Origin of the sequence: Lactiplantibacillus sp. C232, assembly GCF_023806725.1 — a bacterium.
Lineage (GTDB): Bacteria > Bacillota > Bacilli > Lactobacillales > Lactobacillaceae > Lactiplantibacillus > Lactiplantibacillus plantarum.
The window spans coordinates 152,022-175,141 of record NZ_JAMSKZ010000004.1 but is presented as its reverse complement, the minus strand read 5'-3'; the positions used below and the strand labels follow the sequence as shown (position 1 = coordinate 175,141).

At 47.2% G+C, this 23,120-nt stretch carries 22 protein-coding genes; 17 read left to right on the top strand and 5 right to left on the bottom strand.

Translation table 11 applies throughout. From position 1 onward, the window contains the following. Positions 1-2 precede the first annotated feature (2 nt). On the bottom strand, positions 3-638 hold the full coding sequence (locus tag MZO41_RS05990) for a carbonic anhydrase family protein (protein ID WP_003642580.1): 636 nt from the start codon (positions 636-638) through the stop codon (positions 3-5). Between the two features lie 297 nt (positions 639-935). Between MZO41_RS05990 and MZO41_RS05985 the strand changes: the two genes are divergently transcribed. The 16 genes from MZO41_RS05985 (at position 936) to MZO41_RS05910 (ending at position 17,621) form a co-directional block, all read left to right on the top strand. After that, entirely contained in the window at positions 936-1,727 is a 792-nt protein-coding gene (locus MZO41_RS05985) for a tyrosine-protein phosphatase (RefSeq protein WP_015380740.1), read from the top strand. A gap of 11 nt (positions 1,728-1,738) precedes the next feature. Continuing rightward, positions 1,739-2,749, top strand: coding sequence for a lipoate--protein ligase (lplA, locus tag MZO41_RS05980; protein ID WP_003644729.1), 1,011 nt, complete (start codon positions 1,739-1,741; stop codon positions 2,747-2,749). A 230-nt stretch (positions 2,750-2,979) separates the two neighbouring features. After that, entirely contained in the window at positions 2,980-3,588 is a 609-nt protein-coding gene (locus MZO41_RS05975) for an NADPH-dependent FMN reductase (protein ID WP_003642583.1), read from the top strand. 14 nt (positions 3,589-3,602) lie between these two features. Further along, the gene (locus MZO41_RS05970) at positions 3,603-4,898 is read left to right on the top strand and encodes an NADPH-dependent oxidoreductase (protein WP_003644728.1); all 1,296 of its coding nucleotides are present in this window, start codon (positions 3,603-3,605) and stop codon (positions 4,896-4,898) included. A 570-nt stretch (positions 4,899-5,468) separates the two neighbouring features. After that, positions 5,469-5,951 (top strand): 5-(carboxyamino)imidazole ribonucleotide mutase, encoded by a 483-nt coding sequence (gene purE / locus MZO41_RS05965; RefSeq protein ID WP_003645861.1) that lies wholly within the window; start codon positions 5,469-5,471, stop codon positions 5,949-5,951. Continuing rightward, positions 5,935-7,065: a 5-(carboxyamino)imidazole ribonucleotide synthase gene (gene purK / locus MZO41_RS05960; RefSeq protein ID WP_011101896.1), complete on the top strand. Its 1,131-nt coding sequence runs from the start codon at positions 5,935-5,937 to the stop codon at positions 7,063-7,065. The genes purE and purK overlap by 17 nt, the downstream gene beginning before the upstream one ends. 2 nt (positions 7,066-7,067) lie before the next feature. Further along, positions 7,068-7,799 (top strand): phosphoribosylaminoimidazolesuccinocarboxamide synthase, encoded by a 732-nt coding sequence (gene purC, locus MZO41_RS05955; RefSeq protein ID WP_003642587.1) that lies wholly within the window; start codon positions 7,068-7,070, stop codon positions 7,797-7,799. A 1-nt stretch (position 7,800) separates the two neighbouring features. Beyond that, on the top strand, positions 7,801-8,055 hold the full coding sequence (gene purS / locus MZO41_RS05950; RefSeq protein ID WP_003642588.1) for a phosphoribosylformylglycinamidine synthase subunit PurS: 255 nt from the start codon (positions 7,801-7,803) through the stop codon (positions 8,053-8,055). Next, positions 8,055-8,735 carry a phosphoribosylformylglycinamidine synthase subunit PurQ gene (purQ, locus tag MZO41_RS05945; protein ID WP_011101895.1) on the top strand — a complete coding sequence of 227 codons (681 nt, stop codon included), beginning with the start codon at positions 8,055-8,057 and terminating at the stop codon, positions 8,733-8,735. Before purS ends, purQ begins: the two co-directional genes overlap by 1 nt. Further along, on the top strand, positions 8,728-10,947 hold the full coding sequence (gene purL / locus MZO41_RS05940; protein WP_003645864.1) for a phosphoribosylformylglycinamidine synthase subunit PurL: 2,220 nt from the start codon (positions 8,728-8,730) through the stop codon (positions 10,945-10,947). The genes purQ and purL overlap by 8 nt, the downstream gene beginning before the upstream one ends. After that, on the top strand, positions 10,932-12,386 hold the full coding sequence (gene purF / locus MZO41_RS05935) for an amidophosphoribosyltransferase (protein WP_058906790.1): 1,455 nt from the start codon (positions 10,932-10,934) through the stop codon (positions 12,384-12,386). Before purL ends, purF begins: the two co-directional genes overlap by 16 nt. Continuing rightward, on the top strand, positions 12,383-13,408 hold the full coding sequence (gene purM / locus MZO41_RS05930; protein WP_013355836.1) for a phosphoribosylformylglycinamidine cyclo-ligase: 1,026 nt from the start codon (positions 12,383-12,385) through the stop codon (positions 13,406-13,408). Before purF ends, purM begins: the two co-directional genes overlap by 4 nt. Next, the gene (gene purN, locus MZO41_RS05925) at positions 13,401-13,979 is read left to right on the top strand and encodes a phosphoribosylglycinamide formyltransferase (RefSeq protein WP_003645867.1); all 579 of its coding nucleotides are present in this window, start codon (positions 13,401-13,403) and stop codon (positions 13,977-13,979) included. The genes purM and purN overlap by 8 nt, the downstream gene beginning before the upstream one ends. Before the next feature lies 1 nt (position 13,980). Beyond that, complete coding sequence (gene purH, locus MZO41_RS05920) at positions 13,981-15,513, top strand: bifunctional phosphoribosylaminoimidazolecarboxamide formyltransferase/IMP cyclohydrolase (protein ID WP_011101892.1); 1,533 nt, start codon at positions 13,981-13,983, stop codon at positions 15,511-15,513. Between the two features lie 19 nt (positions 15,514-15,532). Next, on the top strand, positions 15,533-16,774 hold the full coding sequence (purD, locus tag MZO41_RS05915; protein WP_013355835.1) for a phosphoribosylamine--glycine ligase: 1,242 nt from the start codon (positions 15,533-15,535) through the stop codon (positions 16,772-16,774). A 178-nt stretch (positions 16,775-16,952) separates the two neighbouring features. Then, positions 16,953-17,621 (top strand): uroporphyrinogen decarboxylase/cobalamine-independent methonine synthase family protein, encoded by a 669-nt coding sequence (locus tag MZO41_RS05910; protein ID WP_013355834.1) that lies wholly within the window; start codon positions 16,953-16,955, stop codon positions 17,619-17,621. A gap of 178 nt (positions 17,622-17,799) precedes the next feature. Here the strand turns inward: MZO41_RS05910 and MZO41_RS05905 are convergent, their stop codons facing one another. Genes MZO41_RS05905 through MZO41_RS05895 form a run of 3 tightly spaced genes read right to left on the bottom strand, consistent with a single transcriptional unit; the run spans position 17,800 to position 20,476 of the window. Further along, positions 17,800-19,128, bottom strand: coding sequence for a glycosyltransferase family 2 protein (locus tag MZO41_RS05905; RefSeq protein ID WP_013355833.1), 1,329 nt, complete (start codon positions 19,126-19,128; stop codon positions 17,800-17,802). A gap of 12 nt (positions 19,129-19,140) precedes the next feature. Beyond that, complete coding sequence (locus MZO41_RS05900; RefSeq protein WP_015380728.1) at positions 19,141-19,659, bottom strand: hypothetical protein; 519 nt, start codon at positions 19,657-19,659, stop codon at positions 19,141-19,143. Continuing rightward, positions 19,652-20,476, bottom strand: coding sequence for an EAL domain-containing protein (locus MZO41_RS05895; protein WP_003642599.1), 825 nt, complete (start codon positions 20,474-20,476; stop codon positions 19,652-19,654). The genes MZO41_RS05900 and MZO41_RS05895 overlap by 8 nt, the downstream gene beginning before the upstream one ends. 310 nt (positions 20,477-20,786) lie before the next feature. Between MZO41_RS05895 and MZO41_RS05890 the strand changes: the two genes are divergently transcribed. Further along, positions 20,787-21,689 (top strand): NmrA family NAD(P)-binding protein, encoded by a 903-nt coding sequence (locus MZO41_RS05890; protein WP_003645872.1) that lies wholly within the window; start codon positions 20,787-20,789, stop codon positions 21,687-21,689. A gap of 98 nt (positions 21,690-21,787) precedes the next feature. Here the strand turns inward: MZO41_RS05890 and MZO41_RS05885 are convergent, their stop codons facing one another. Then, entirely contained in the window at positions 21,788-23,095 is a 1,308-nt protein-coding gene (locus tag MZO41_RS05885; RefSeq protein ID WP_003644722.1) for an NCS2 family permease, read from the bottom strand. Positions 23,096-23,120 lie beyond the last annotated feature (25 nt).

The following is a 23,120-nucleotide window of genomic DNA, read 5'->3' as shown; positions in this document are numbered from 1 at the left end:
ATTTAGAAACGTTCGGCAATGATTGGCCGATCGTTTAACGGTTGAATCTTGCGGTTATTAGCGGCAAATAATTGCTGATAAGCAGCTAATTGTTGTTCACCAATCATGACAGTATCGGCACAGACATACCATTCAACGGTTTCACTTAGTGGCGGCGTCGTCAATGAGCCCAAGTAGTGATAGACCGTCCCGGTATCTGGGAGGAGCTCAGTTAAGTTGACCGGTGTTGTCAGTTCATGGCTCGTTTGGGCTGTGAACTGGTCAAGTAAGCCTTGTAAACTAGAATTAGGCTTGCCAATCCGTCCAAAAACGGCGACGACGGCGAGCTGGCCGGTAGCACTTTGATGAACGAGATGCCATTCGATTGGTGCGGCTTGCCCATCGATTAAGTGTTCTGCCGGCGTATGAAAGTGAATCTGTTGAAAGGCAAAGTCGCGGTCGTTCAAATAAGCGGCACCAATTCCACTAGCCTTCAAAGTCGTCGCTTCGCCCGTAATCGTTTTGGCTTGGTACAAGCCTCGCCAGTTGATGGCGGATAGCTGTGAAGACTGAACGTGTTGTGTTTGAATATCGATTGGTGACTGATGTTGACCACTAGTCATGGGCCAATCAGTTTGGTGTGCATAATCAAATGTCATCGAAAGATCCTCCGTTATATTATTCAGTGAATATTTTTTATTTAGTGCCAGTATGGAAATTTATGGCTAATCGGTCCAAGGTTGTGATGCTGTTTGTCAGCAAACGTGTTCTGGATTCGACGGGCCGTCGCTGGCTATGTAACTTACATTATAGCACGCGTTGATGTCGGTTGGTGTCGATGGTGCTAACGAATTATCTTGGAAATAAAGCGACTGATTCGGTGATTGGGGCACCGTTAAACTGACCGATAATGTTAGAATAGAAAATGAAAAGTTAACAGATAGGTGGTTTCAAAAATGACAAATCAACGTGTATTAACTGTACCAGGTGGCATTAATTTCCGTGAACTCGGTGGTTACTCGACTAAAGACGGTCGAAAAATCAAGTGGCATAAGGTCATTCGGACTGGTGGACTTGATCAATTAACGCCAGCCGGCCAAGCTTTGCTGGATGATTATGGCGTCCGCTACGATATTGACTTTCGTTCACCACAAGAAGTCTTAGATGCGCCAGATCGAATTCCTGCCAATGCTAAGTACGTGTACGCACCAGTGTTCAATGTGGACGAAACGCGGAATTCTGACGGTACTGACAAGATGACGGCTAACTTGGAGAAGCATCCAGATAGTGGATTCAAGCACATGCTAAAGGTCTATCAGATGGTGGCCGACGAGCAACATGCCAAGGACGAGTATCGCCGGTTCTTTGATAATCTACTTGCAAATGATCAACCCGATTCGACGTTACTATTTCACTGCACTGCGGGAAAAGATCGGACCGGAATGGGGGCGGTATACCTGTTAACCGCACTCGGAGTCGATTTTGAAACGATCAAGCAGGATTATCTCTTAACTAATCAGGCTTCGATTGGCCGGATCAATGGTGCGATGGCCGAAGCACGTGCTCAGGGCGCATCAGATGCAACGGTCGAAAGTATTCGGGCTCTCTGGTCAGTTGATGCGGCTTATTTGGACGCCGCTATGACCGAAATTAAACGACAATCGGGTAATTTAAACCACTATTTACACACTGAGCTTAAATTAACTAACAATGAAATCAATGATTTGCAACGGATTTATTTAGAATAGGAAGTGTGACGATGCGCTATCTTGCAAGCTCCAGCCATGATATTCGCACGAATCTTGCCATTGAGACTTACTTGATGGAACATGCCGATTTGACGGAACCGATTCTATACTTTTACATTAACGCCCCCTGCATCATTGTTGGCCGTTACCAAAATGTCAAGGCAGAGATTAACCAGGACTATGTTGACGCACACCACATTACATTGACGCGGCGAACTTCTGGTGGTGGAGCGGTTTATGATGACCTTGGAAATGTCAGTTTTAGTTTTATTACTAAGGACGACGGGGACGGTTTTGGTAACTTTAAGCGGTTCACAGCACCAGTTCTAAAGGCTTTACACGCGATGGGGGCCACTGGTGCGACGATGAGTGGCCGCAATGATTTATTGATTGATGGCAAGAAGTTCTCAGGAAATGCCATGCACGTTGAGAATGGCCGGATGTTCTCCCATGGAACGCTGATGTATGATGTCGACCAGACGCAAATTGCGAAAGCTCTTACGGTGCCGACCGATAAGTTGGCCTCTAAGGGTATCAAGTCGGTCCGAAGTCGAGTCACGAACTTGAAACCGTACATGGCGCCGGCTTATCAGCACTTGACGATTGAGGAATTTCGCGATACGTTGGCTCGTGAAATCCTGGGCGTGGCTGATTTGAGTCAAGCTAAGACGTATCAGTTAGATGAAACGGCACTGGCAGGGGTAGCAGCACTGAACCAACAATATTTTACCAACTGGGATTGGATTTACGGTCAGTCACCAGCGTTTACAGTTAAGCAGCGCCGGCATTTTGATGCTGGGACCGTCGAGTTTCAGTTAAACGTGGTGGCAGGGCGCATCGAAGCAGTTACGATTTATGGCGATTTCTTCGGTGCAGAACCGATTGCTCCCGTCGTTGCACGGTTGACTGGTGTGAAATATGAACGGCAGGCGATTATGACGGCGCTAGCACCGTTGGACTTAACCCATTACTTTGGTCGAATTGCCCCGGCGGATTTGATTGATTTGATCGTAGCGTCGTAGCTTTGTGAAAAAATTTGTTAAGCAGATATAATTGCGGCAACGTTGCGCGGATACTGAATTTACTTGATTGCACGGATAAGCCTAATATCAGTGAGTTCAGTTGTTTGCATAGTAAAACTGAAAGCGCTTAAAATTGTTTTGCTTTCTTTAGTGAAATCCACTACAATATAGTTATTGACTAAGAAATTATATAATATTTGACTATTTGATCATAGAAGGAGTTGTTCTCAATGCACAAATTTATCGCGATGGTTGGAACTAATTCAGATGAGTCGACCAACCGTAAGTTGTTGCAATATATGCAGTCCCACTATGCGGATCAAGCAGAGATTGAATTAATGGAAATCAAGGGTCTACCAATCTTCAATAAGCCCGAAAATCATGAAATTCCGGCACAGGCGCAAGCAATGGCGGATAAGATCGAACAAGCTGATGGTGTGATTATTAGTACACCAGAGTATGATCATTCGGCTCCCGCGGCATTACTGAATGCTCTCGAATGGTTATCATTCCATATCCAGCCCTTCGTGGACAAACCCGTCATGATTATTGGGGCCTCATACGGGGCACTCGGCACATCACGGGCTCAAGCACATCTGCGGCAAGTTTTGGATTCACCAGAATTACGGGCGCGGATCATGCCAAGTTCAGAATTTATGCTTGGTCATTCATTGCAAGCCTTTGATGACCAGGGGAATTTAACGGACCAACAGAAAGCGACGAAGCTCGATGGGTTGTTCAAGGATTTCCAAGTCTTTGTCGAAATCACGAAAAAATTAAAGAATGCCAACGCGACGACGTATGAAGAAGTTCGTGAAATGGATTGGGAAAAATTATAGAGAGGGCGACGACGATGAAATTAGTTGGAATTGCGGGTTCAATTGAAGATAAGTCTTATAATCGGTTACTGTTAAAGTTTATTGCTAATCATTTTAGTGACATGGTTGATATTGAAATTTTGGATATTCAAGATGTACCAATGTTTAATCAGAGTGATGATCAAACAGAAGGTGAAGCTGTTCAATATTTGAAACGAAAGATCATGCAGGCGGACGGGGTCATTATTGCGACACCTGAACATAATCATACAATTACTGCTGCACTTAAAAGCGTGATCGAATGGTTGTCGTTTAAAATTCACCCGATGTCAGGGAAACCCGTATTGATCGTTGGCGCTTCTTACTATGATCAAGGTTCGTCGCGGGCACAGTTGAATCTACGCCAGATTTTAGAGTCACCGGGTGTTGATGCTGTGGTCATGCCTGGTAATGAATTTTTGCTCGGCGAAGTTAAGCAGGCTTTCGATGACCAAAACAATCTGAAGGATGCTCGGACTGTCTCGTTCTTACAAGAAACGTTAGGCAAGTTTCTGAAGTTTGTCAAGATGGTCAACGCGATGGATGCGGAAGCACACGCTGATGATTGGAAGAATGAAGACCTTGAGGCTAAGGGCGAAGTTGAAACGACAATCAAGGGCGTCAACATGCATGCGGCTGATTGGGTCGAACAAGCGGCTGCTAAGACCCATGCGGCTGAGGGTGACGACTACGTTAAGCTCGATCGGGGTGTGCTGACCGTCAACCAATTAAATTGGTTCCTCAACTCGATGCCAATGGAATTGACGTATGCCGATGCCAACAACCAATTTTTATACTATAACCATCAAATGGATGGCGACAAGATGTTAGCTTCACGGACACCTGCTCAAGCCGGTAATCCACTAGCTGACTGTCATCCAAAGCGGGCCGTACCTGGTGTTAAGCGAGCGGTACACATGCTACGAACCGGTGAGACTGATCTCTTCAAGTTGCCGGTACCTGGTATCCCTAATAAGTATGTGATGCACTATTATCAAGCTTTGCATGACGATAAGGGTGAGTACAAAGGTATCAACGAGTTTGTGCTCGACCTCTTACCAATCGTGAAGTATTACCTGAAGCAGACGGGCCAGATGTTAGCACCTGATCCAGATGCTAAGACGGACGCCGTTTCAGGAGCTTCATCGAAGGCGAAGGAAACGAAGCCTGATGCTGCCCCAGCGGTGGATGATGTCTCCGGCGCTTCAGCCGATACGGAAGCCGCACCAGAAGCACCAACCAAGCCTGAAGCACCTGATGTCGATAGTGTTTCCGGCGCTTCAGCAAAATAATTAGTACCTTAAAAAAGTCTCGAGGAATCGCTTCCTTGAGACTTTTTTTGCGTTATTTTGGTCACTTCAATCCGATCCTTTAGGAAAGCGTTCGCAAATTAAGTTGTTGATTGTTTTTAAGTTCAGCGGCAGTCAGTTTAGCCCCGCTATAAATAGTCTGAGTTAGCATAAACATGCTTAGTTGCTCGTCCTACGCCGATTCCCAGTCATTGCTGTCAATTGTTGGTGCGCACCGACAAAAGTTAATGGCCCGTTTCAACGGATAGTTGTTGATAATGGTAGCAGTAAGTTTGTTATGGTGAAACTTATATGATGACGGATTGTTCGGAAATTTCAATATTAATAATATTATCAAGATAGTCGCTTGAAATCAGTTGATAACTTTTTCCAGACACCGAAAACCTGCAAACAGTGAGGTAATTCGTACATGTTGAGGTAGCATTAATCTAATTATCAATTTCATTAACACGAACATTAAAACGTTAATTAATAGATAAAGTTAAGAAATTCGTTGACAGCGTCCCGCCTGATTGCTAAACTAATGGTGAAAACAGGGAAAGAGGGATCATGATGGCGAAAGTTGGTTTGATTATGGGGTCAATTTCTGATTGGCCAACCATGCAATTAGCGGCAGAACAGTTAACGGCACTGGGAGTCTCTTATGAGCGTCACGTTATTTCGGCCCACCGAATGCCCCAGACATTACAATCCTATGGTGAAGAAGCAGCGTCACGGGGAATTCAAGTTATTATTGCGGGTGCGGGGGGCGCTGCCCATTTACCCGGGATGCTAGCTGCCAATACACTACTCCCGGTAATTGGGGTGCCCATTAAGACCCATACGTTGAACGGAGTTGATTCGTTATTGTCAATCGTACAGATGCCAGCTGGCGTACCCGTGGCGACGATGGCGATTGGTGATGCGGGGGCTAAGAATGGTGCGCTAATGGCCGCCCAAATTATCGGTTTACGGGAACCACAAGTACAACATGCAATTGGAGAATTTCGTGCTCGTCAACGTCAGGAGGCTGAACAAAGTGAACGCCAATTTTAAGGAAGCACTCTTACCACCCGCAACGATCGGAATCGTTGGTGGCGGTCAACTCGGTCAGATGATGACGCTTAGCGCGAAGGCGATGGGCTATCGGGTAGGTGTCCTTGACCCGACACCCAAAGCACCGGCAGCCCAGGTCGCAGATTTTCAGATTGTTGCGGCTTATGATGATCAGGCGGCTTTACTTGATCTAGCGCGCCGTAGTGATGTCTTGACCTACGAGTTTGAAAACGTTGATGAGAATGCTTTGATTGCTGCGCAAGCCTATGCAAAGTTACCGCAGGGCACTGCACTCCTGCATATTACTGGAGATCGTCTTAATGAGAAGCAATTTCTTCATGATCATGGCATCCCAGTCACATCTTTCGCACCGGTGACGGATTTACAGTCATTAAATTACGCCCTCAACCGTGTTGGTACGCCGGCAATTCTCAAAACGGCGGCAGGTGGCTACGATGGTCACGGACAAACGGATCTAGACACAGCAGTGGTGACAAAAGCCGCTAGTGCCTTATTGACACAGCCGTGCATTCTAGAGGCGCGGCAGAAATTTCGAACAGAAGTTTCCATGATGGTGACGCGTAGTGCTGCTGGTGTTGTTACGACTTTTCCGTTAGTTGAAAATCAGCATCAACATCATATCTTACACACAACGATTGCCCCAGCTAATGTTCAGCCCAGTGTTCATAGTGCGGCCCGCAAAATTGCGGTTTCGATTGCTGAATCTCTGGAACTACGCGGCGTGCTAGGAATCGAATTCTTTGTTTTACCGGATGATACTTTATTAGTCAATGAACTGGCACCACGCCCACATAATTCTGGTCACTATACGATTGAGGCCTGCAACATCTCGCAGTTTGAGGCCCATATTCGAAGTATCTGTGGCTTACCGATTCCGGCCATTACGCAGACCAGTCCGGCAGTGATGCGTAATCTGCTAGGTGATGACTTAACAGTGGCACGTCAACAGTTGGTTGAACACCCAGAATGGCATTTTCACGACTACGGTAAGGCGGCCATTAAGCCCCAGCGCAAGATGGGTCATGTCACCGTATTAAATCACGATATTGACGCAGCATTAGCGTCGTTGGCAAATTTGAAAGGGGAACAATAATAATGACGGCAGCGATTGAGAAACAAGCTTTGCTTTACACGGGTAAAGCGAAAGCGATGTATGCCACTAATGATCCTGAAATTCTATGGGTCGAATACTTAGATCAAGCAACAGCGCTAAATGGTAAGCGGAAGGTTCCCATTGACCAGAAAGGCCGATTGAATAATCGCATCGCGAGTTTGATTTTCAAAGACTTAGCCAATCACGGCATTGCCAACCATTTTATTGAGCAACCTTCAGACTATGTGCAACTTGTCCGTCGCGTGACCATGATTCCCTTGGAGACAGTTGTTCGGAATGCGGCTTCGGGTAGTTTTGAGCGTAAATTTGCCGTGCCACACTTAACCAAATTTGCAGAACCAGTACTGGAATTTTTCTATAAGAGTGATCAGCTGGATGATCCATTTATCAATGATTCACAAATCCACGCGCTAAATGTTGCAACACCGGCAATCGTGGCGGAAATTAAACGGCAGGCCTTACAGGTTAACCAGCGTTTGACGGCAATTTTTGCGGCGATGGGGGTACAGCTCGTTGATTTTAAAATCGAATTTGGGTTGACGACCACCGGTAAAGTCTTGCTGGCTGATGAAATCTCACCAGATAGTTGTCGGTTAGTCGACCTAAAGACCGGTGCATCGCTTGATAAGGATGTCTTCCGCAAGGATCTAGGCGACTTGACTAGTGTTTATCAGGAAGTATTGACGCGGCTAGCAACCGTTGAGGAGGCCTAACATGTACTTAGTTAAAATCTATGTGACTTATAAGCAATCAATTCTAGACCCCAAGGGTGAGGCGATTCATGATGCCTTACACCGACTTGGATATACGAATGTCGATGCCGTTGAATTAGGTAAGTATTTTGAGGTGAAAATTCACGCGGATGATCGGCCAGTTGCCGCTGAAATCGACGAGATGTGTGATCGCTTGTTAGCCAACGTTAATATGGAAACTTATCGTTACGAAATTACTGAGATGGAGGCTTTGTAATGATGAAATTTGCCGTACCAGTCTTTCCTGGTTCTAATTGTGATCATGACATGGTGAATGCCTTGCGCGATATTTTACACGTTACGGCTGATTTGATTCCGGCGACAGCGACCTCATTAGCAGGTTATGACGCGGTGGTGTTACCTGGTGGCTTTTCGTACGGTGATTATTTACGGAGTGGTGCGATTGCCCGCTTTGCGCCCATCATGCCGGCCGTTATTGCATTTGCTAACGCTGGTAAACCAGTCATCGGAATCTGCAATGGCTTTCAAGTCTTGACCGAAGCCGGATTATTACCTGGTGCATTGCAGGCCAATCGCTCAGCGAAGTTTATTTGTCAGGACAGCCCATTACGAATTGCCAATCATGAGACGATTTTTACCACCGCATACGGATCGACAGATCAAATTAGTTTACCGATTGCCCACGGCGAAGGCAATTATTATTGTGATGAGGCCACCTTGGCGCAATTACGTGCTAATCATCAAATCATCTTCGAATACGTCGAGAATCCAAATGGCAGCACGGCTAATATTGCTGGCATTACAAATGAAGCGGGAAATGTGCTTGGGATGATGCCCCATCCGGAACGGGCCGTGGAGATGATCTTAGGTTCCACGGACGGTCTCGGAATTTTTCAATCGGTCATTGCGAGTCAAGAGGAGGTCACCCATGCTTAAAAAGCAACCATTATCACCTACAGATGTTCGCGATTCTAAGGTCTATCGGGATTGGGGCTTAACCGATGCTGAGTATCAATTATTAACGGATAAGGTCCTTCAACGCTTACCTAACGAGACTGAAACCGGGTTGTTTTCCGGCATGTGGAGCGAACATTGCTCCTACAAGAATTCAAAACCAGTCTTGAAAAAATTTTGGACGCAGGGTGAACAGGTACTTGAAGGGCCTGGTGAAGGCGCCGGTATTATCGACATCGGTGATGGTCAGGCCGTGGTCTTTAAAGCTGAAAGTCATAATCATCCGTCTGCAGTTGAACCTTATGAGGGTGCGGCAACGGGTGTGGGTGGTATCATTCGGGACATCTTTTCGATGGGGGCCCGGCCGATTGCGCTGCTGGACAGTCTTCGCTTTGGGGAACCGACTGATGCTCATACGAAATACTTGATTTCGCAAGTAGTCGCCGGCATTGGCGGTTATGGCAACTGTATTGGAATTCCGACAATCGGTGGTGATACGGTATTTGATGCGAGTTATCAGAAGAACCCGTTGGTGAACGCCATGTGTGTTGGAATCTTGGATCAAGCTGATATTCAGAAGGGCCAAGCAACAGGAATTGGCAACGCCGTTATTTATGTCGGCGCAAAAACGGGGCGTGACGGCATTAACGGTGCGTCCTTTGCCTCTGCTGAATTTAATGACGCCAATGAAACCCAGCGTTCCGCGGTTCAAGTTGGTGATCCCTTTATGGAAAAATTATTGATGGAGGCGTGTCTCGAGGTTATTCATGAACATCGTGATGTTTTAATCGGGATTCAAGATATGGGCGCGGCGGGCCTAGTTTCCTCCTCAGCCGAAATGGCGTCCAAAGCAGGCAGTGGGTTGTCACTGAATCTTGACTTGGTACCACAACGTGAAACTGGCATGACGCCGTTTGAACTGATGCTCTCTGAATCACAGGAGCGGATGTTACTATGTGTCAAAGCTGGTGCCGAAGCAGAAATTTATCAAGTCTTTGAAAAGTACGGTCTTGATGCTGTCACAATTGGTAAAGTGACAGCCGGCCACCAGTATCAATTATTCCATCATGGTAAGTTAGTTGCAGATGTTCCCGTCGATGCACTTGCGACCAAAGCGCCGGTCTATGAACGCGAAAAGAAACGACCAACGCGCTTGAACCATCAGAGCCATCATCAATTTATGCCACGACTAGTTGATGCAACTGGCACATTGAAGAAGATGCTCCAACAGCCAACGATTGCTTCCAAAGCGTCGTTATATGGAACGTATGACTCGCAGGTCCAAACGAATACGGTCGTCAAGCCGGGTTCCGATGCGGGGGTCATACGGATTCGACATACGGATAAGGCGTTGGCGGTCACCACCGATGTTAACGGGCGATACTTATACTTAAACCCCCGTGTCGGTGGGGAAATCGCCGTTGCGGAAGCTGCTCGAAACATTGTCGCTTCCGGTGGGCAACCTTTAGGCATCACTGATTGCTTGAACTATGGTAATCCAGAGAAACCTGAACAATTTTACGATTTGGACGAATCGGCGATGGGCATCGCTCGTGCATGCCAATTATTCAATACGCCCGTGATTTCTGGCAATGTCTCGTTGAACAATGAATCGAACGGGGAAGCCATCTATCCCACCCCAATGATTGGGATGGTCGGGTTAATTAAGCATCAGAAAGATATTACGACTAGCGATTTTAAACACGCTGGCGATGCAGTCTACGTGTTAGGTACCACAGAAGCCGATTTCAATGGTAGTGAGCTGCAAAAGATGTTGACGGGAACGATCAGTGGCGAGCTGTTTGATTTTGACCTTGTGACTGAAAATCGTAATCAGCGTCTATTGTTAACTGCGATTCAAAAAGGACTAGTTGCTAGTGCCCACGATGTTTCTGAAGGTGGCTTGATTACGACGATTGCCGAATCATGTTTTCCACAAAATATCGGGGTGGAACTGGCCAGTGACTTGCCCGCTGCCAACTTCTTTGCGGAAACGCAGTCACGATTTGTTATCTCGGTGACACCAGCACAGCAAGCCGCGTTTGAAAGTTTAATGGAACCATATGTGACCTATTTAGGACGAACAACTGCAACGGATCGGCTACACGTTCAAACTGCTGATCAGGCGTTTGATATTAAGGTTAGTTTCGCCAAACAGTTGTGGGAAGGGGCCTTACCATGCCTACTGAAGTAAGAAGTCTGAATGAAGAATGTGGCGTCTTTGGGGTTTGGGGCTCGCCGGACGCCGCCCAATTAACGTACTTTGGGCTCCATGCGTTACAACACCGGGGGCAAGAAGGAGCCGGTATCACGGCGAATGATCACGGCAAACTGCAGACGGAACGCGGACTAGGGTTGTTGGCTGATGTCTTTCGGGACCCACGGCGGTTGGCACGTTTGACGGGTCAAGCTGCAGTCGGCCATGTACGCTATGCCACGGCTGGTAATCATGGATTGGAAAACATTCAACCCTTGAGTTTTAATTTTAGCGACTCACAGTTTGCACTCGCACATAACGGCAATTTGACGAACGCGGTGACACTGCGGCGACGGTTGGAACAGCATGGTGCCATTTTTCATGCTAGTTCTGATAGTGAGATTTTAATGCATCTGATTCGACGCAGCCCCGCAGCAACGTTAACGGAACAGGTTAAGGATGCTTTACGTCAAGTCCACGGAGGCTTTGCTTACTTACTACTAACGAATGATTGTTTGATTGCCGTTTTGGATCCTAACGGGTTACGACCATTAGTCGTCGGTCAGTTACCCACGGGCGGGTACGTCGTTTGTAGTGAAACTTGCGCGCTTGATACGATTGGTGCGACGTTTGTTCAAGATGTTCAGCCGGGAGAATTGTTAACGATCGATGATCATGGTTTGACGATCGACCATTATACGACTGATACACAGTTGGCGATTTGTTCAATGGAGTTTATCTACTTTGCACGTCCAGATTCTGATATTCACGGCGTCAACGTCCATTCTGCACGTAAACGAATGGGTGCTCAGCTCGCTGTTGAACAGCCCGTGGACGCCGACATTGTTGTCGGGGTACCCAATTCATCTTTATCAGCGGCGACCGGCTATGCGGAAGCGAGTGGCCTGCCTTACGAGATGGGATTAATTAAAAATCAATATTCGTCACGGACCTTTATTCAGCCGACCCAAGCATTGCGAGAACAGGGGGTTCGGATGAAGCTTTCAGCGGTCAAAGGTGTTGTCGCTGGTAAACGAGTCGTCTTAATCGATGATTCGATTGTACGTGGTACCACCAGTCGGCGGATCGTCAAATTATTGAAAGATGCGGGTGCAAAGTCAGTTCATTTACGAATTGCATCGCCACCATTACGCTATCCATGTTTTTACGGTATCGATATTCAATCGACTAATGAATTGATTGCGGCTCAGCAAACGATTCGGGAGATGTGTCAGACGTTTGGTGCGGACTCACTTGGTTTTCTCAGTGAACAGGGCGTCGTTGATGCAGTTGGCTTGTCGACCACCGAACCGTATGGTGGACTATGCATGGCCTATTTTAATGGGGATTATCCAACGGCCCTGTATGATTACCAAGCCGAGTATGATGCGGAAATTGCGCAATTACAAGCCAATCATGAAGGGGTGATCAAGTGAGCGATGCGTATAAGCGGGCTGGCGTTGATATCAACGCTGGTTACGACGTCTTAAAGACGGTCAAACAAATGAGTGGTAATCAGCAATTAGGCGCGTTTGGGGGAGCGTTTCCACTTAGTCCGGATGCAACTGCCAACGATCCCGTGTTAGTAGCGGGGACGGATGGTGTGGGGACTAAGCTCTTAGTCGCAATCGCTGCTGATCAACATACCACGATTGGAATTGACTTGGTCGCAATGTGTGTGAATGATATTTTGGCACAAGGCGCGACCCCCCAGTTCTTTTTAGATTACTTAGGTCTTGGACATACGGACCAGAAGCGGGTCAAAGCCATTTTGACTGGCGTTGTCGCGGGCTGTCAGCAGGCCCATACAGCGTTGATTGGTGGCGAGACTGCGGAGATGCCCGATATGTATGGTCAGGACCATTACGACCTCGCTGGTTTTGCGGTCGGAATTGCGAACCGCGCGGACCTGTTATCACCAGCAAATGTTCGGGCTGGGGACGTCTTGATTGGGTTGCCGTCTAATGGCCTCCACTCGAATGGGTTTAGTCTAGTTCGTGATATTTTATTCAAACAACACGACTACCAATTGACCACGGTTTTTGACGAACTTGGTCATGATTTACAAACGGAAATTTTACGACCAACGACCATTTACGTTGATGCAGTTCAACCATTGTTACAGCAGAAATTAGTGACGAGTATCGCCCACATTACCGGGGGCGGCTTGATTGAGAACGTCGCCAGAGCGTTACCGGCGGGCTTGAGTGCGCACCTTGAATTGGGTCAATGGCCGGTACCGCCAATTATGACGTTATTGGCCGAACTCGGTGGGCTGACTGCTACGGATCTTCGGTCGACCTTTAACCTGGGCTTGGGAATGGTTCTGATCGTTCACCCCGACCAAGTGGCAGCTGTGACGGCTAATTTGACGGCCAACGCTCAGTCCTATTATCGAGTTGGAACAGTCCAAACTGGTACGACACCCGTCGTTTTTGAGGAGGCTGAGCATGCCTAATAAAATTGCAGTATTTGCTTCGGGTAATGGCACCAACTTTGTTGCACTCCACCAAGCGATTATTGAACGACAATTACCGGTAGTGATTGGGTTACTTGTGTGTGATCAACCGACAGCGCCGGTAATTGACAAGGCCCGGGCAGCTAACGTACCGATATTAATTGTTGATTTTCATGATTATGCGAATAAAGCGGCCGCGGAAGCAATCATTTTGACGGCCTTGCAAGCACGGCAAATTGAACTGGTATTATTGGCCGGGTACATGCGCATTATTGGTCCGACCCTCTTGAATGCGTATGCTCATAAAATCATCAATATTCACCCAGCATTGTTACCAAAGTTTCCTGGTCGTCACGGCATCGAGGATGCTTTTGCCGCTGGTGTGACTGAGACGGGCGTTACCATTCACTATATCGATGCCGGAATCGATACCGGGCAAATTATTGCCCAGCGGGTCGTTCCGGTTGCACCAGACGATACGCTAGCCAGCCTGGCGACCCGGATTCATGATTGTGAACACCAATTTTATCCAGATGTATTACAGACACTCATTAATGAAGGAGCAATTTAAGATGACAAAACGTGCGTTGTTAAGTGTTTCTGATAAGCAGGGATTAACTGATTTTGCGAAGGGCCTCGTTGCCCTTGACTATGAATTGATTTCAACGGGTGGGACCAAAAAGGCATTGGAAGCAGCTGATATTCCAGTCATCGGAATCGAAGAAGTGACCGGTTTTCCTGAAATGCTTGACGGTCGGGTCAAAACGCTCCATCCTAAGGTTCACGCCGGACTATTAGCACGACGTGACCTGCCAGCGCACATGGCGCAACTAAAAGCAGCTGGTATTCAACCGATTGACATGGTCGTGGTTAACCTGTACCCATTCAAAGCGACCATTCAACAACCAGACGTCACACAAGCTGAAGCTATTGAACAAATCGATATTGGTGGTCCGTCGATGCTGCGTTCCGCAGCTAAGAACTTTGCCGCGGTGCTGCCAATTGTTGATCCTGCTGATTATGAGCAGATTCTGGCTGATTTGCAGACGGACGCGGTCACACCGGCACTCCGTCAACGATTAGCGGCCAAAGTTTTTCAACATACTGCGGCCTATGATGCCTTGATTGCCCAATATTTAACGACTGAAGAATTTCCAGAAAAGTTGACCCTTACTTATGATAAGAAGCAGGCCCTGCGTTATGGTGAGAACAGCCATCAAAAGGCTGCCTTTTACGAAAATGCCTTACCGACGCACTTCTCGATTACGGGTGCCAAGCAAATTCATGGGAAAGAGCTTTCTTACAATAACATCAAGGATGCGGATGCCGCCTTGCGGATGGTCAGTGAATATCAACAGCCGGCCGTAGTTGCAATGAAGCACATGAATCCGTGTGGGGTTGGCTTGGGTACGACGATTGAGGCTGCTTGGGATAAAGCCTATGAAGCCGATTCGATTTCAATCTTTGGGGGAATCATTGCCTTAAATCGCCCAGTCGATCTCGCAACGGCTGAGAAGATGCACGCACTCTTCTTGGAAATTATTATTGCCCCGAGTTTTGATGACGATGCCTTTGCTATTTTGGCCAAGAAGAAGAATCTGCGCTTGATGACGGTTGACTTTGAGCAAACGCACACGGCCGATAAGTTTGAAACGATTTCAGTCGGTGGGGGCTTACTACGTCAGGAGGTCGACGCGGCCTTCGAAACGCCAGCTGATTTTACCGTAGTTACCGTAACCCAACCGACACCTGCGCAGCTAAAAGCACTCGCTTTCGGCCAACAAGTTGTGAAGCACGTTAAGAGCAATGCGGTCGTTGTAACTACCGCAGATCGGACATTGGGAATCGGTTCTGGTCAGATGAATCGAATCGATTCAACTAAGATTGCCATTGGTAAGGCGATGAAACAAGCTGGCTACGAAAATGCTATCCTAGCTTCGGATGCGTTCTTCCCAATGGATGATTGCGTCGAATATGCTGCGCAGCACGGCATTCGTGCAATCGTGCAACCAGGTGGTAGTATTCGTGATAAGGATTCGATTGCCATGGCCGACCGTTATGGTATTGCGATGGTCACCACTGGTGTTCGACACTTCCGGCATTAATGAAAGGATGGGTGCGTGCATGGCAAACGTATTAGTAGTTGGTGGTGGTGGTCGCGAACATGCCATTGCCAAGGCAATGATGGCAAGTCCGCAAGTCAGTACCGTCTATTGTGCACCCGGTAATCCAGGCATGATCCGGGATGGTATTCGGACACTAGCGATTGACGAAATGGACTTTGCAGGGTTGGTCAACTTTGCACGGGCCAATACGGTTACCCTGACCTTCGTCGGACCCGAAGTACCGCTAGCCGCAGGCATTGTTGATTACTTTCAAGCAGCTGGCCTGGCTATCTTTGGCCCCAACCAAGCTGCGGCACAGTTGGAAAGTTCTAAGGTATTTGCGAAGGCCTTCATGAGTCGCCATCACATTCCGACGGCCGACTACCGGCAATTTCATGAATTGGATTCGGCACTAGCTTATAGTCATGAACAAGCTGTGCCACAAGTTATCAAAGTCGATGGGCTGGCAGCTGGTAAAGGGGTGACGGTTGCGACGAGTTATGAACAAGCCGCGGCAGCGATTAAGACGGCCTTTAAAACTAGTTCGACGGTCTTGATCGAGGACTACGTTGCTGGCTTTGAGTTTTCCCAAATGGTTTTGGTTGGTGGTGAGCACTATGCGTTATTACCGACCGCCCAAGATCATAAACGGTTACAGGACCATGACCGGGGACCGAACACGGGTGGCATGGGGGCCTATTCACCAGTACCGCAAATCACGCCCGCGGTTATCGATCAAACGATTGCGACAATTATTGAACCGACGATTGCAGGTCTCAAAGCCGATGGGTTAAGCTTTGAAGGGGTTATCTATGTTGGGGGAATCCTGACTGCGACCGGTCTTCAAGTTATTGAATATAATTTGCGACTGGGTGATCCTGAAACGCAGATCTTATTACCACAACTACAGAGTGATTTTTATCAAGTCATCGTCGACTTATTGCAACATCGGCAACCACACGCGCAGTGGCAAACGACGGCAACTTATCTTGGCGTCGTACTAGCTGCTCCCGGTTATCCGGGACCAACTGAAGCCGGTGTACCGGTTCCGACGGTTGCTGGTGCGGATTATGCTAGCGTTGCGGGTACCCCGGATCAATTAGTCAGTGCGGGTGGCCGGGTGATGATGGTTACCGCAAGTGCCCCGAGCTTGGTCGCAGCACAGCGGGCTGTTTATCAACAAATCGACCAACTCAGAGTCGGTGATCTAGTGTACCGAACTGATATTGGCGTTAAGGGGATGACAGCGTCCCACGATTAGCGCTTGACATTCGGTGAGCACCATTCTATGCTGGAAACATTACTTAAATTCGTCATAAAAGAATAATGGTTGGTGTTGGCAGTTAAAGGCTGACCCAAACGTTGAAATCGTCCTTTTTAAGCAGTAGGGGACGATTTTTATATTGGCAGAATGCAATTAATTTGGAGGCTAAACGGGCATGGAATTTGGCACATTGATGATGATGGTTAGGCACCGTGTACATGGTTGGCAAATGGCAATGCGGTCTCAAAAAGGGTTGCATCGGGGCACAACAACGTTGAATATTAACGCGGCGGGACTTAAACGGATGGAGGACGCTGCTTTTATGCATCATATTCGGAAACCGGTTGATAAGTCGCATAATCTAAATTGGTGGCACTTTAACTTTTTCTGGGGGCTACAAGGCATCACCCAATCCGGGATAGGTTTGGTGCCGGCGCTCGCGTTGACCGGTAAAATCAGTGGCTTCAACCATCCTGCCGTTGCGCATTTTGAATTCATGCGCAATCAAATCAGTGGTGGAACTGTGGATAAACAAATTTTGCCCGCTCCCGAGCTGTGCTTGGCAGAACTCAAACGGTCCGATAATGCGCGCGCACTTAATCGAGTCTATCAATCAGATACGGAAATGGTGCATGACTTGGCCGCAGCCTACCACCAGATCATGAGTGACTTGTATCGAGTTGGTGCGCGGACGATTCAGCTGAATCGCCAGGGCCTCGGCAGTCAGCAAGGGTGCTCAATTACTGAACTTGGCACACAGGTAAGTCGTGAGGCCGTTCGTGATTTACCTGCCGATCTCTGCGTTGAGTGGCACGTGACACATGGGACCTGTTACTCAGCGTAGTCTGGGCAGCTCCATTTGCATAGCTAAGAAAACGATCAAAAGGGATTAATATTAAAACGTGCACTTACCTGAGTCAGTTATCACTCAGGTAAGTGCACGTTTTTAGTTGGGCTGGTTGCAAGTTCTCGCACCAGTAGACCCGTTATCGATTATTGAAAGCGTTAATAGCGACACCGTTTTACTTTTTACCCTGCAATGACTGTCGCTTCGGGCTGACCCACGTTCCGGAGCCAAAGCCCAGAATGGTTTTGAGTGCAGGAATAAACGTTGCAACGACGGTGATAGGATTGATCATCCAGTAAAATAACATGTAGAGTGGGGCGAAGAACCAGTACTTTAGTTTCGCACCATGATGGTCCAACAGGAGTGCCGCTAACAGTTGCATGAACCCGGCCAATAGTTCAAAACTAACAAAGACAAATGACAACATCAAGCCGTGGTAGACTCGTTCAAAATTGCCGGTTATCAGGAAGTAACCCATCAGAATCAAAAACATCAAGGAAGTGATGACGAAGAAAAAGGACCAGATGATTGACAACGTCGAATCGACGAACATTGATAGTTGATAGCGATGAACGATTGGGTGGAAAATGAATTTCTTAATGTTCGTTAACCACACTTCCGTGCCACCCTGTGCCCAACGTTTGCGTTGATGATAAAGGTCTCGGATTGTGGTGGGGACGTTCATATGGAAGACGATGTTAGGGGCAAACCGCGGGACGGCGCCCACCATTTGGTGATCCCAGGCAATACTGATATCTTCCGTCGCGCGATTTTGTCGAAAGCCACCAACGTCAATTAGAAATTGTTTGCGGTAGAGGGTATTTGCCCCGCTATACGCGTACATAGAGTCGTTGATGGAAGTTTGACTCCGCTTGATAACACCGACGATACTAGAGAATTCAACGGTTTGAGATTTACCTAAAAGCGACGTTCGATTTTGAACATCCATATTGGCGGTGACGGCGGATGTATTCATATCGCGGTCATGGATGAAGAAATTCATATACTTCATCAGGGCGTCCTTTTCTGGAATCGTATCAGCGTCGTTGCTGAGAATATACTCACCCTGGGCAAAGTACATGCCAATATTGAAGGCGTGGGCCTTGCCCTTGTTTTTCTCAATTTCAACGGTTCGTAGCCGTGGATAGACGGACTGCAACCGTTGAATAATGGCGGCCGTCTTGTCGGTCGAACCATCGTTCATGACTAGGACCTCGTAGTTCGTATAATTGAGCTGGGTAAATAAGTATGTGATGGTTTCTTCAATCATGACTTCTTCGTTGTGCGCCGGGATCATGATGGTAATCATTGGTTGATGTTCAGCCGGAATGTACTGCCAGTCATCATCACGCTTATTGGTCTTGATAAAGCGGTAGGATAGCGCGCCGGCGAACCAGAAAAAAGAGCCAACGATGGGGTAGAGACATAAAATCAGGAGTGCGATGTTGATTACCGATTTAAATAAGGTTGCGGCGAATATGTGGTCAATAAAAATATTTGTCATGGCGCCCCCTGGTTAATCGTTAATATCGTCTAAATTATTTTGTTGATAAAGTTGCTGAATCTGATTAGTATCGAGATTTTGTTCTGGCTTGACCCGGTAGTGGCGGGTATGTTCACGAAATTCGGCATTGCCGAAACGGTCCGCCATGAACTGAGCGAGCAGTTGCTGCCGTTTTTTCTGATTAATGGGATTAAAGGTTGGCCACTGTTCAACGACACGTTCACGCTTACGATTCTGTATAATGGTCATGGTCACTGCAAAAAGGGATGCGAGTGCAAAGCAAAAGGCCAGTAAGATACCGATGAACTTAAATTCGAAAAGACCTTCATGGTAGTGCCAGAAACGCGGAATGTGTGGATTATAACTTGACCAAATGGAAAGGACTGTCACGGTGATGGGCACAATCACTGCGAGCCAACCCACGATACCAACGATCGTTTGGCGAATCTTGAGTCCCCAATGGCCAGTGTCAAAGTACGCATCAGAGTATAGTTGTTGCCGATTAACATCATCAGTGGTTGGTTTAGGCATCGTGGTTCTCCTTTGTGGTTGATTGCTGGGGATTGATTGGATGGCCGAATAAGTAGCCTTGGCGAATGCTGATTTGCAGTTGCTCGGCGAGCTGTTCATCGGCCTCATTTTCGATTCCCATTAGAATTAGATCAATATTGTTTTCCTTAGAGAGCTGATTCCAGAATTGGAGGTTCAGGTCCAGCCAGACGGATGGGTCTTCCTTGCGAAATGAGCGCATTGAGCATTTGAGCGTGTCGATATCTTTTAAAAGCCACTGAATGTTTTTAAGATTGGCTAGACTTGCACCGACGTTATCGATTCCAAACTGCATGCCGTAACCGCGGGCTTCACGAATTCGCCGCCGAAATAGGCGTTTATTGATACGACGTGGTTGGTATTGAGGTGTGTACTCAATTGCCAAGTGCATCGGTTCGATGTTCGCAATTGCCCAGCGAACAAAATAACGGAATTCGGGACTGATGATTTGTTCGTATTCTAAATTGATTGATAACGTAATCGCTTCATCAGGTAGCGCCTTAAAGGTATCTTCAAGCAGGAAGATCACCCGCTGAAGTGGAAGTGAGTCAAGTTGTGGTGGTAATGACCACGAACCATCAGTATTTTGTTGACGCAGGAGACATTCATAGCCGGTAGTGCGGCCACGAAAATCGACTTGTTTTTGAATAAAGTAGCGTAGATTAAAATCATCATTTTCAAGGTAATTGTTGGAACGTTTGCGGGAGTACCAATAGTAAGTACCAATCGTCAGGATGAAGATGACCGCAATTGAGCCTGTCAACCACAGTAATCCTATTTCTAATTGTGCTAGACTCATCTAATATAATCTCCGTAAGAAAAACTTATGGTAACAGGAAAGGCGACTAACCGTCGTAGTTGACAGTGTCAAACATTTTGACATTATAGGCCTAATTTTGCACAGTTTCAACAAAAATTATCTCTTGATAAATAGAAATAATTTTTGATTAGCGTTAATCAGTCCTGTCTTATGAACGAATCGCGCAACCGCACATCAACACTGTTTAGCCAACTAAACCACCAGTGATTGACGGGGTTTTAGTGGTCGCTTATAATCGATAATGACTTTGACGGATATTTTAATAAGTATAGAAGAGGGTTATCATAAAATGAAAATTGTTTTAACGGGTTCAATCGGTCGTATTAACCAGACCTTGGTACCTAAGCTGACCCATGCTGGTCATGAAGTGACGGTCATCAGTCATCAAGCAATTCGCAGTAGTTTGATAAAGGTTTTTCGCGCAACCCCTGCCATTGGTCGACTTGATGACGAAGCGTTTTTGACCAAGACGTTCATGGGCGCTGACGTGGTATACCTCATGGTAACTGGTATAGCGGCGAGTGATGATCTTTATACCGCTGCCAAACGACAAGCGGACATCTATGCCGCCGCGATCAAGGCAGCCGGCGTAAAACGAGTGGTGAATCTGAGTAGCGTGGGGGCCGACTTGGGACCAGAAGTCGGTGCACTTTACATGTATCATATTATCGAACAAACGTTAACAACCGCTTTACCAGACGTGGACTTAACGTTTATCCGCCCAACGGCAATGTACTATAATTTACTGAGCAGTGTGCCAACCGTTAAAAAGAGTCATCGAATCTACACAAATGCCAATTTGGCTGTTAAGAACGTGTGGGTTGCGCCGGTCGACGTTACAACTGTACTGATTAAGGCGCTGACCGAACCGACACCGGGGCAAACGGTGACATATGTTGCGAGTGATGAGAAAACTTATTTGGAAGTTGCTTCCGTACTGTCACAGGCTCTTAAAATGCCGGATTTGCGCGTTTCACAAGTGCCTGATGAGGTCATGCAAGATCATTTAGTGACTGCCGGAACCCCGGTCGCATTTGCACGGGAATATGTTAAAACGGTCGCTTACCAGCGTGACCACGATTTTTACGCGGATTATCGAGCACATCAACCTCGATTAGGCGATGTTAAACTTGCTGACTTTGCCCAAGTCTACGCTGAAGATTACCATAATCAACAAGTTCTTAAACACTAGTAGGCGTTAGATGCAGCCGTGCCTACTAAAAAACACCCCTGAGTTAAACGACTCAGGGGTGTTTTAGACTGCCATCATTGCTTAGCGAACCATCAGTTCTAAGCGACAAATGCAAAGTAGAGAATGAAGACGACCATCATCGTCCACATGAGGGCGTTTACTTCACGCCAACGGCCTTTGACCGTCATGGTGATTGGGTAGAAGATAAAGCCAACGGCCAAACCTTCTGAGATACTGTAAGTTAGTAGCATCATAATCATGGTGAAAAAGGCTGGGACGGCGATTTCAAACTTGGTCCAATCAATATATTGAACGTTTGATAACATTAAAATACCAACGATAATCAGGGCTGAAGCGGTCACCGCGGACGTAATCACCGTCAAAATTGGAGAGAAAAAGGCGGCGATGGCAAACAAGAGGGCAACGAAGACGGAAGATAACCCAGTACGGGCCCCCACGGCAACGCCGGAAGTCGATTCAACATAAGCCGTCGTCGGTGACGTGCCAAAGACTGCTCCTAAAGTTGTGGCGAGTGCACCACTAAAGAGCGCTTTACCAACGCCTTTGACTTCGCCGGATTCTTTGTCCACCATGCCGGCTTCGGTTGCCACCCCAACCAAGGTTCCCGACGTATCGAAAAGGCCAATGATGAAGAACGTCAGGATGACAATGATCATTTGAAACGAATTAATATTACCAAGGTGTGTCACAGCTTGACCAAAAATCGGTTGAACGCTCGGAACCCCACTGATAATCCCAGTTGGTAGGGGAATAATACCGAAGATCATTCCGACTGCGGCGGTGATGAACATGCCCCAGAAAATACCACCAGTTACATTAGCGGTGACTAGCATGATGCCGACGATAATCCCGAAAATCGCCAACAAAACGGTGGGACTGTGCAAGTTACCCAGGGCGACCGCGTTGGACTTATTCGCAACGATAATCCCAGAGGTTTGTAGTCCTGAAAAAGCAATGAACAAGCCAATTCCGGCAGATACGGCGTATTTTAGCGCACTTGGAATCAAGTTGATCAGTTTATCGCGTAACTTGGAGAGCGTTAGTAGGATGAAAAGAATTCCGGCAACAAAGACTCCCGCCAAAGCGGTTTGCCAAGGAATGTGCCATTCCTGGACAACTGTATAAGTAAAGAAGGCATTCAGCCCCATCCCCGGTGCTAATGCTACGGGAAAGTTGGCAACTAGCCCCATCAAGAGACAACCAACAATGGCCGCTAAAATCGTTGCGGTGAAGACGGCGGTCTTACTCATACCAGTACTTCCCAATAGTTCGGGATTTACGGCTAAAATATATGACATGGCTAAAAAGGTCGTCAGACCACCAATCAACTCGCGGCGGACTGAAGTGCGGTTTTCACGCAAATGAAATAATTGTTCTAGAATAATGACCCACTCCTAAAATTAATAAAAA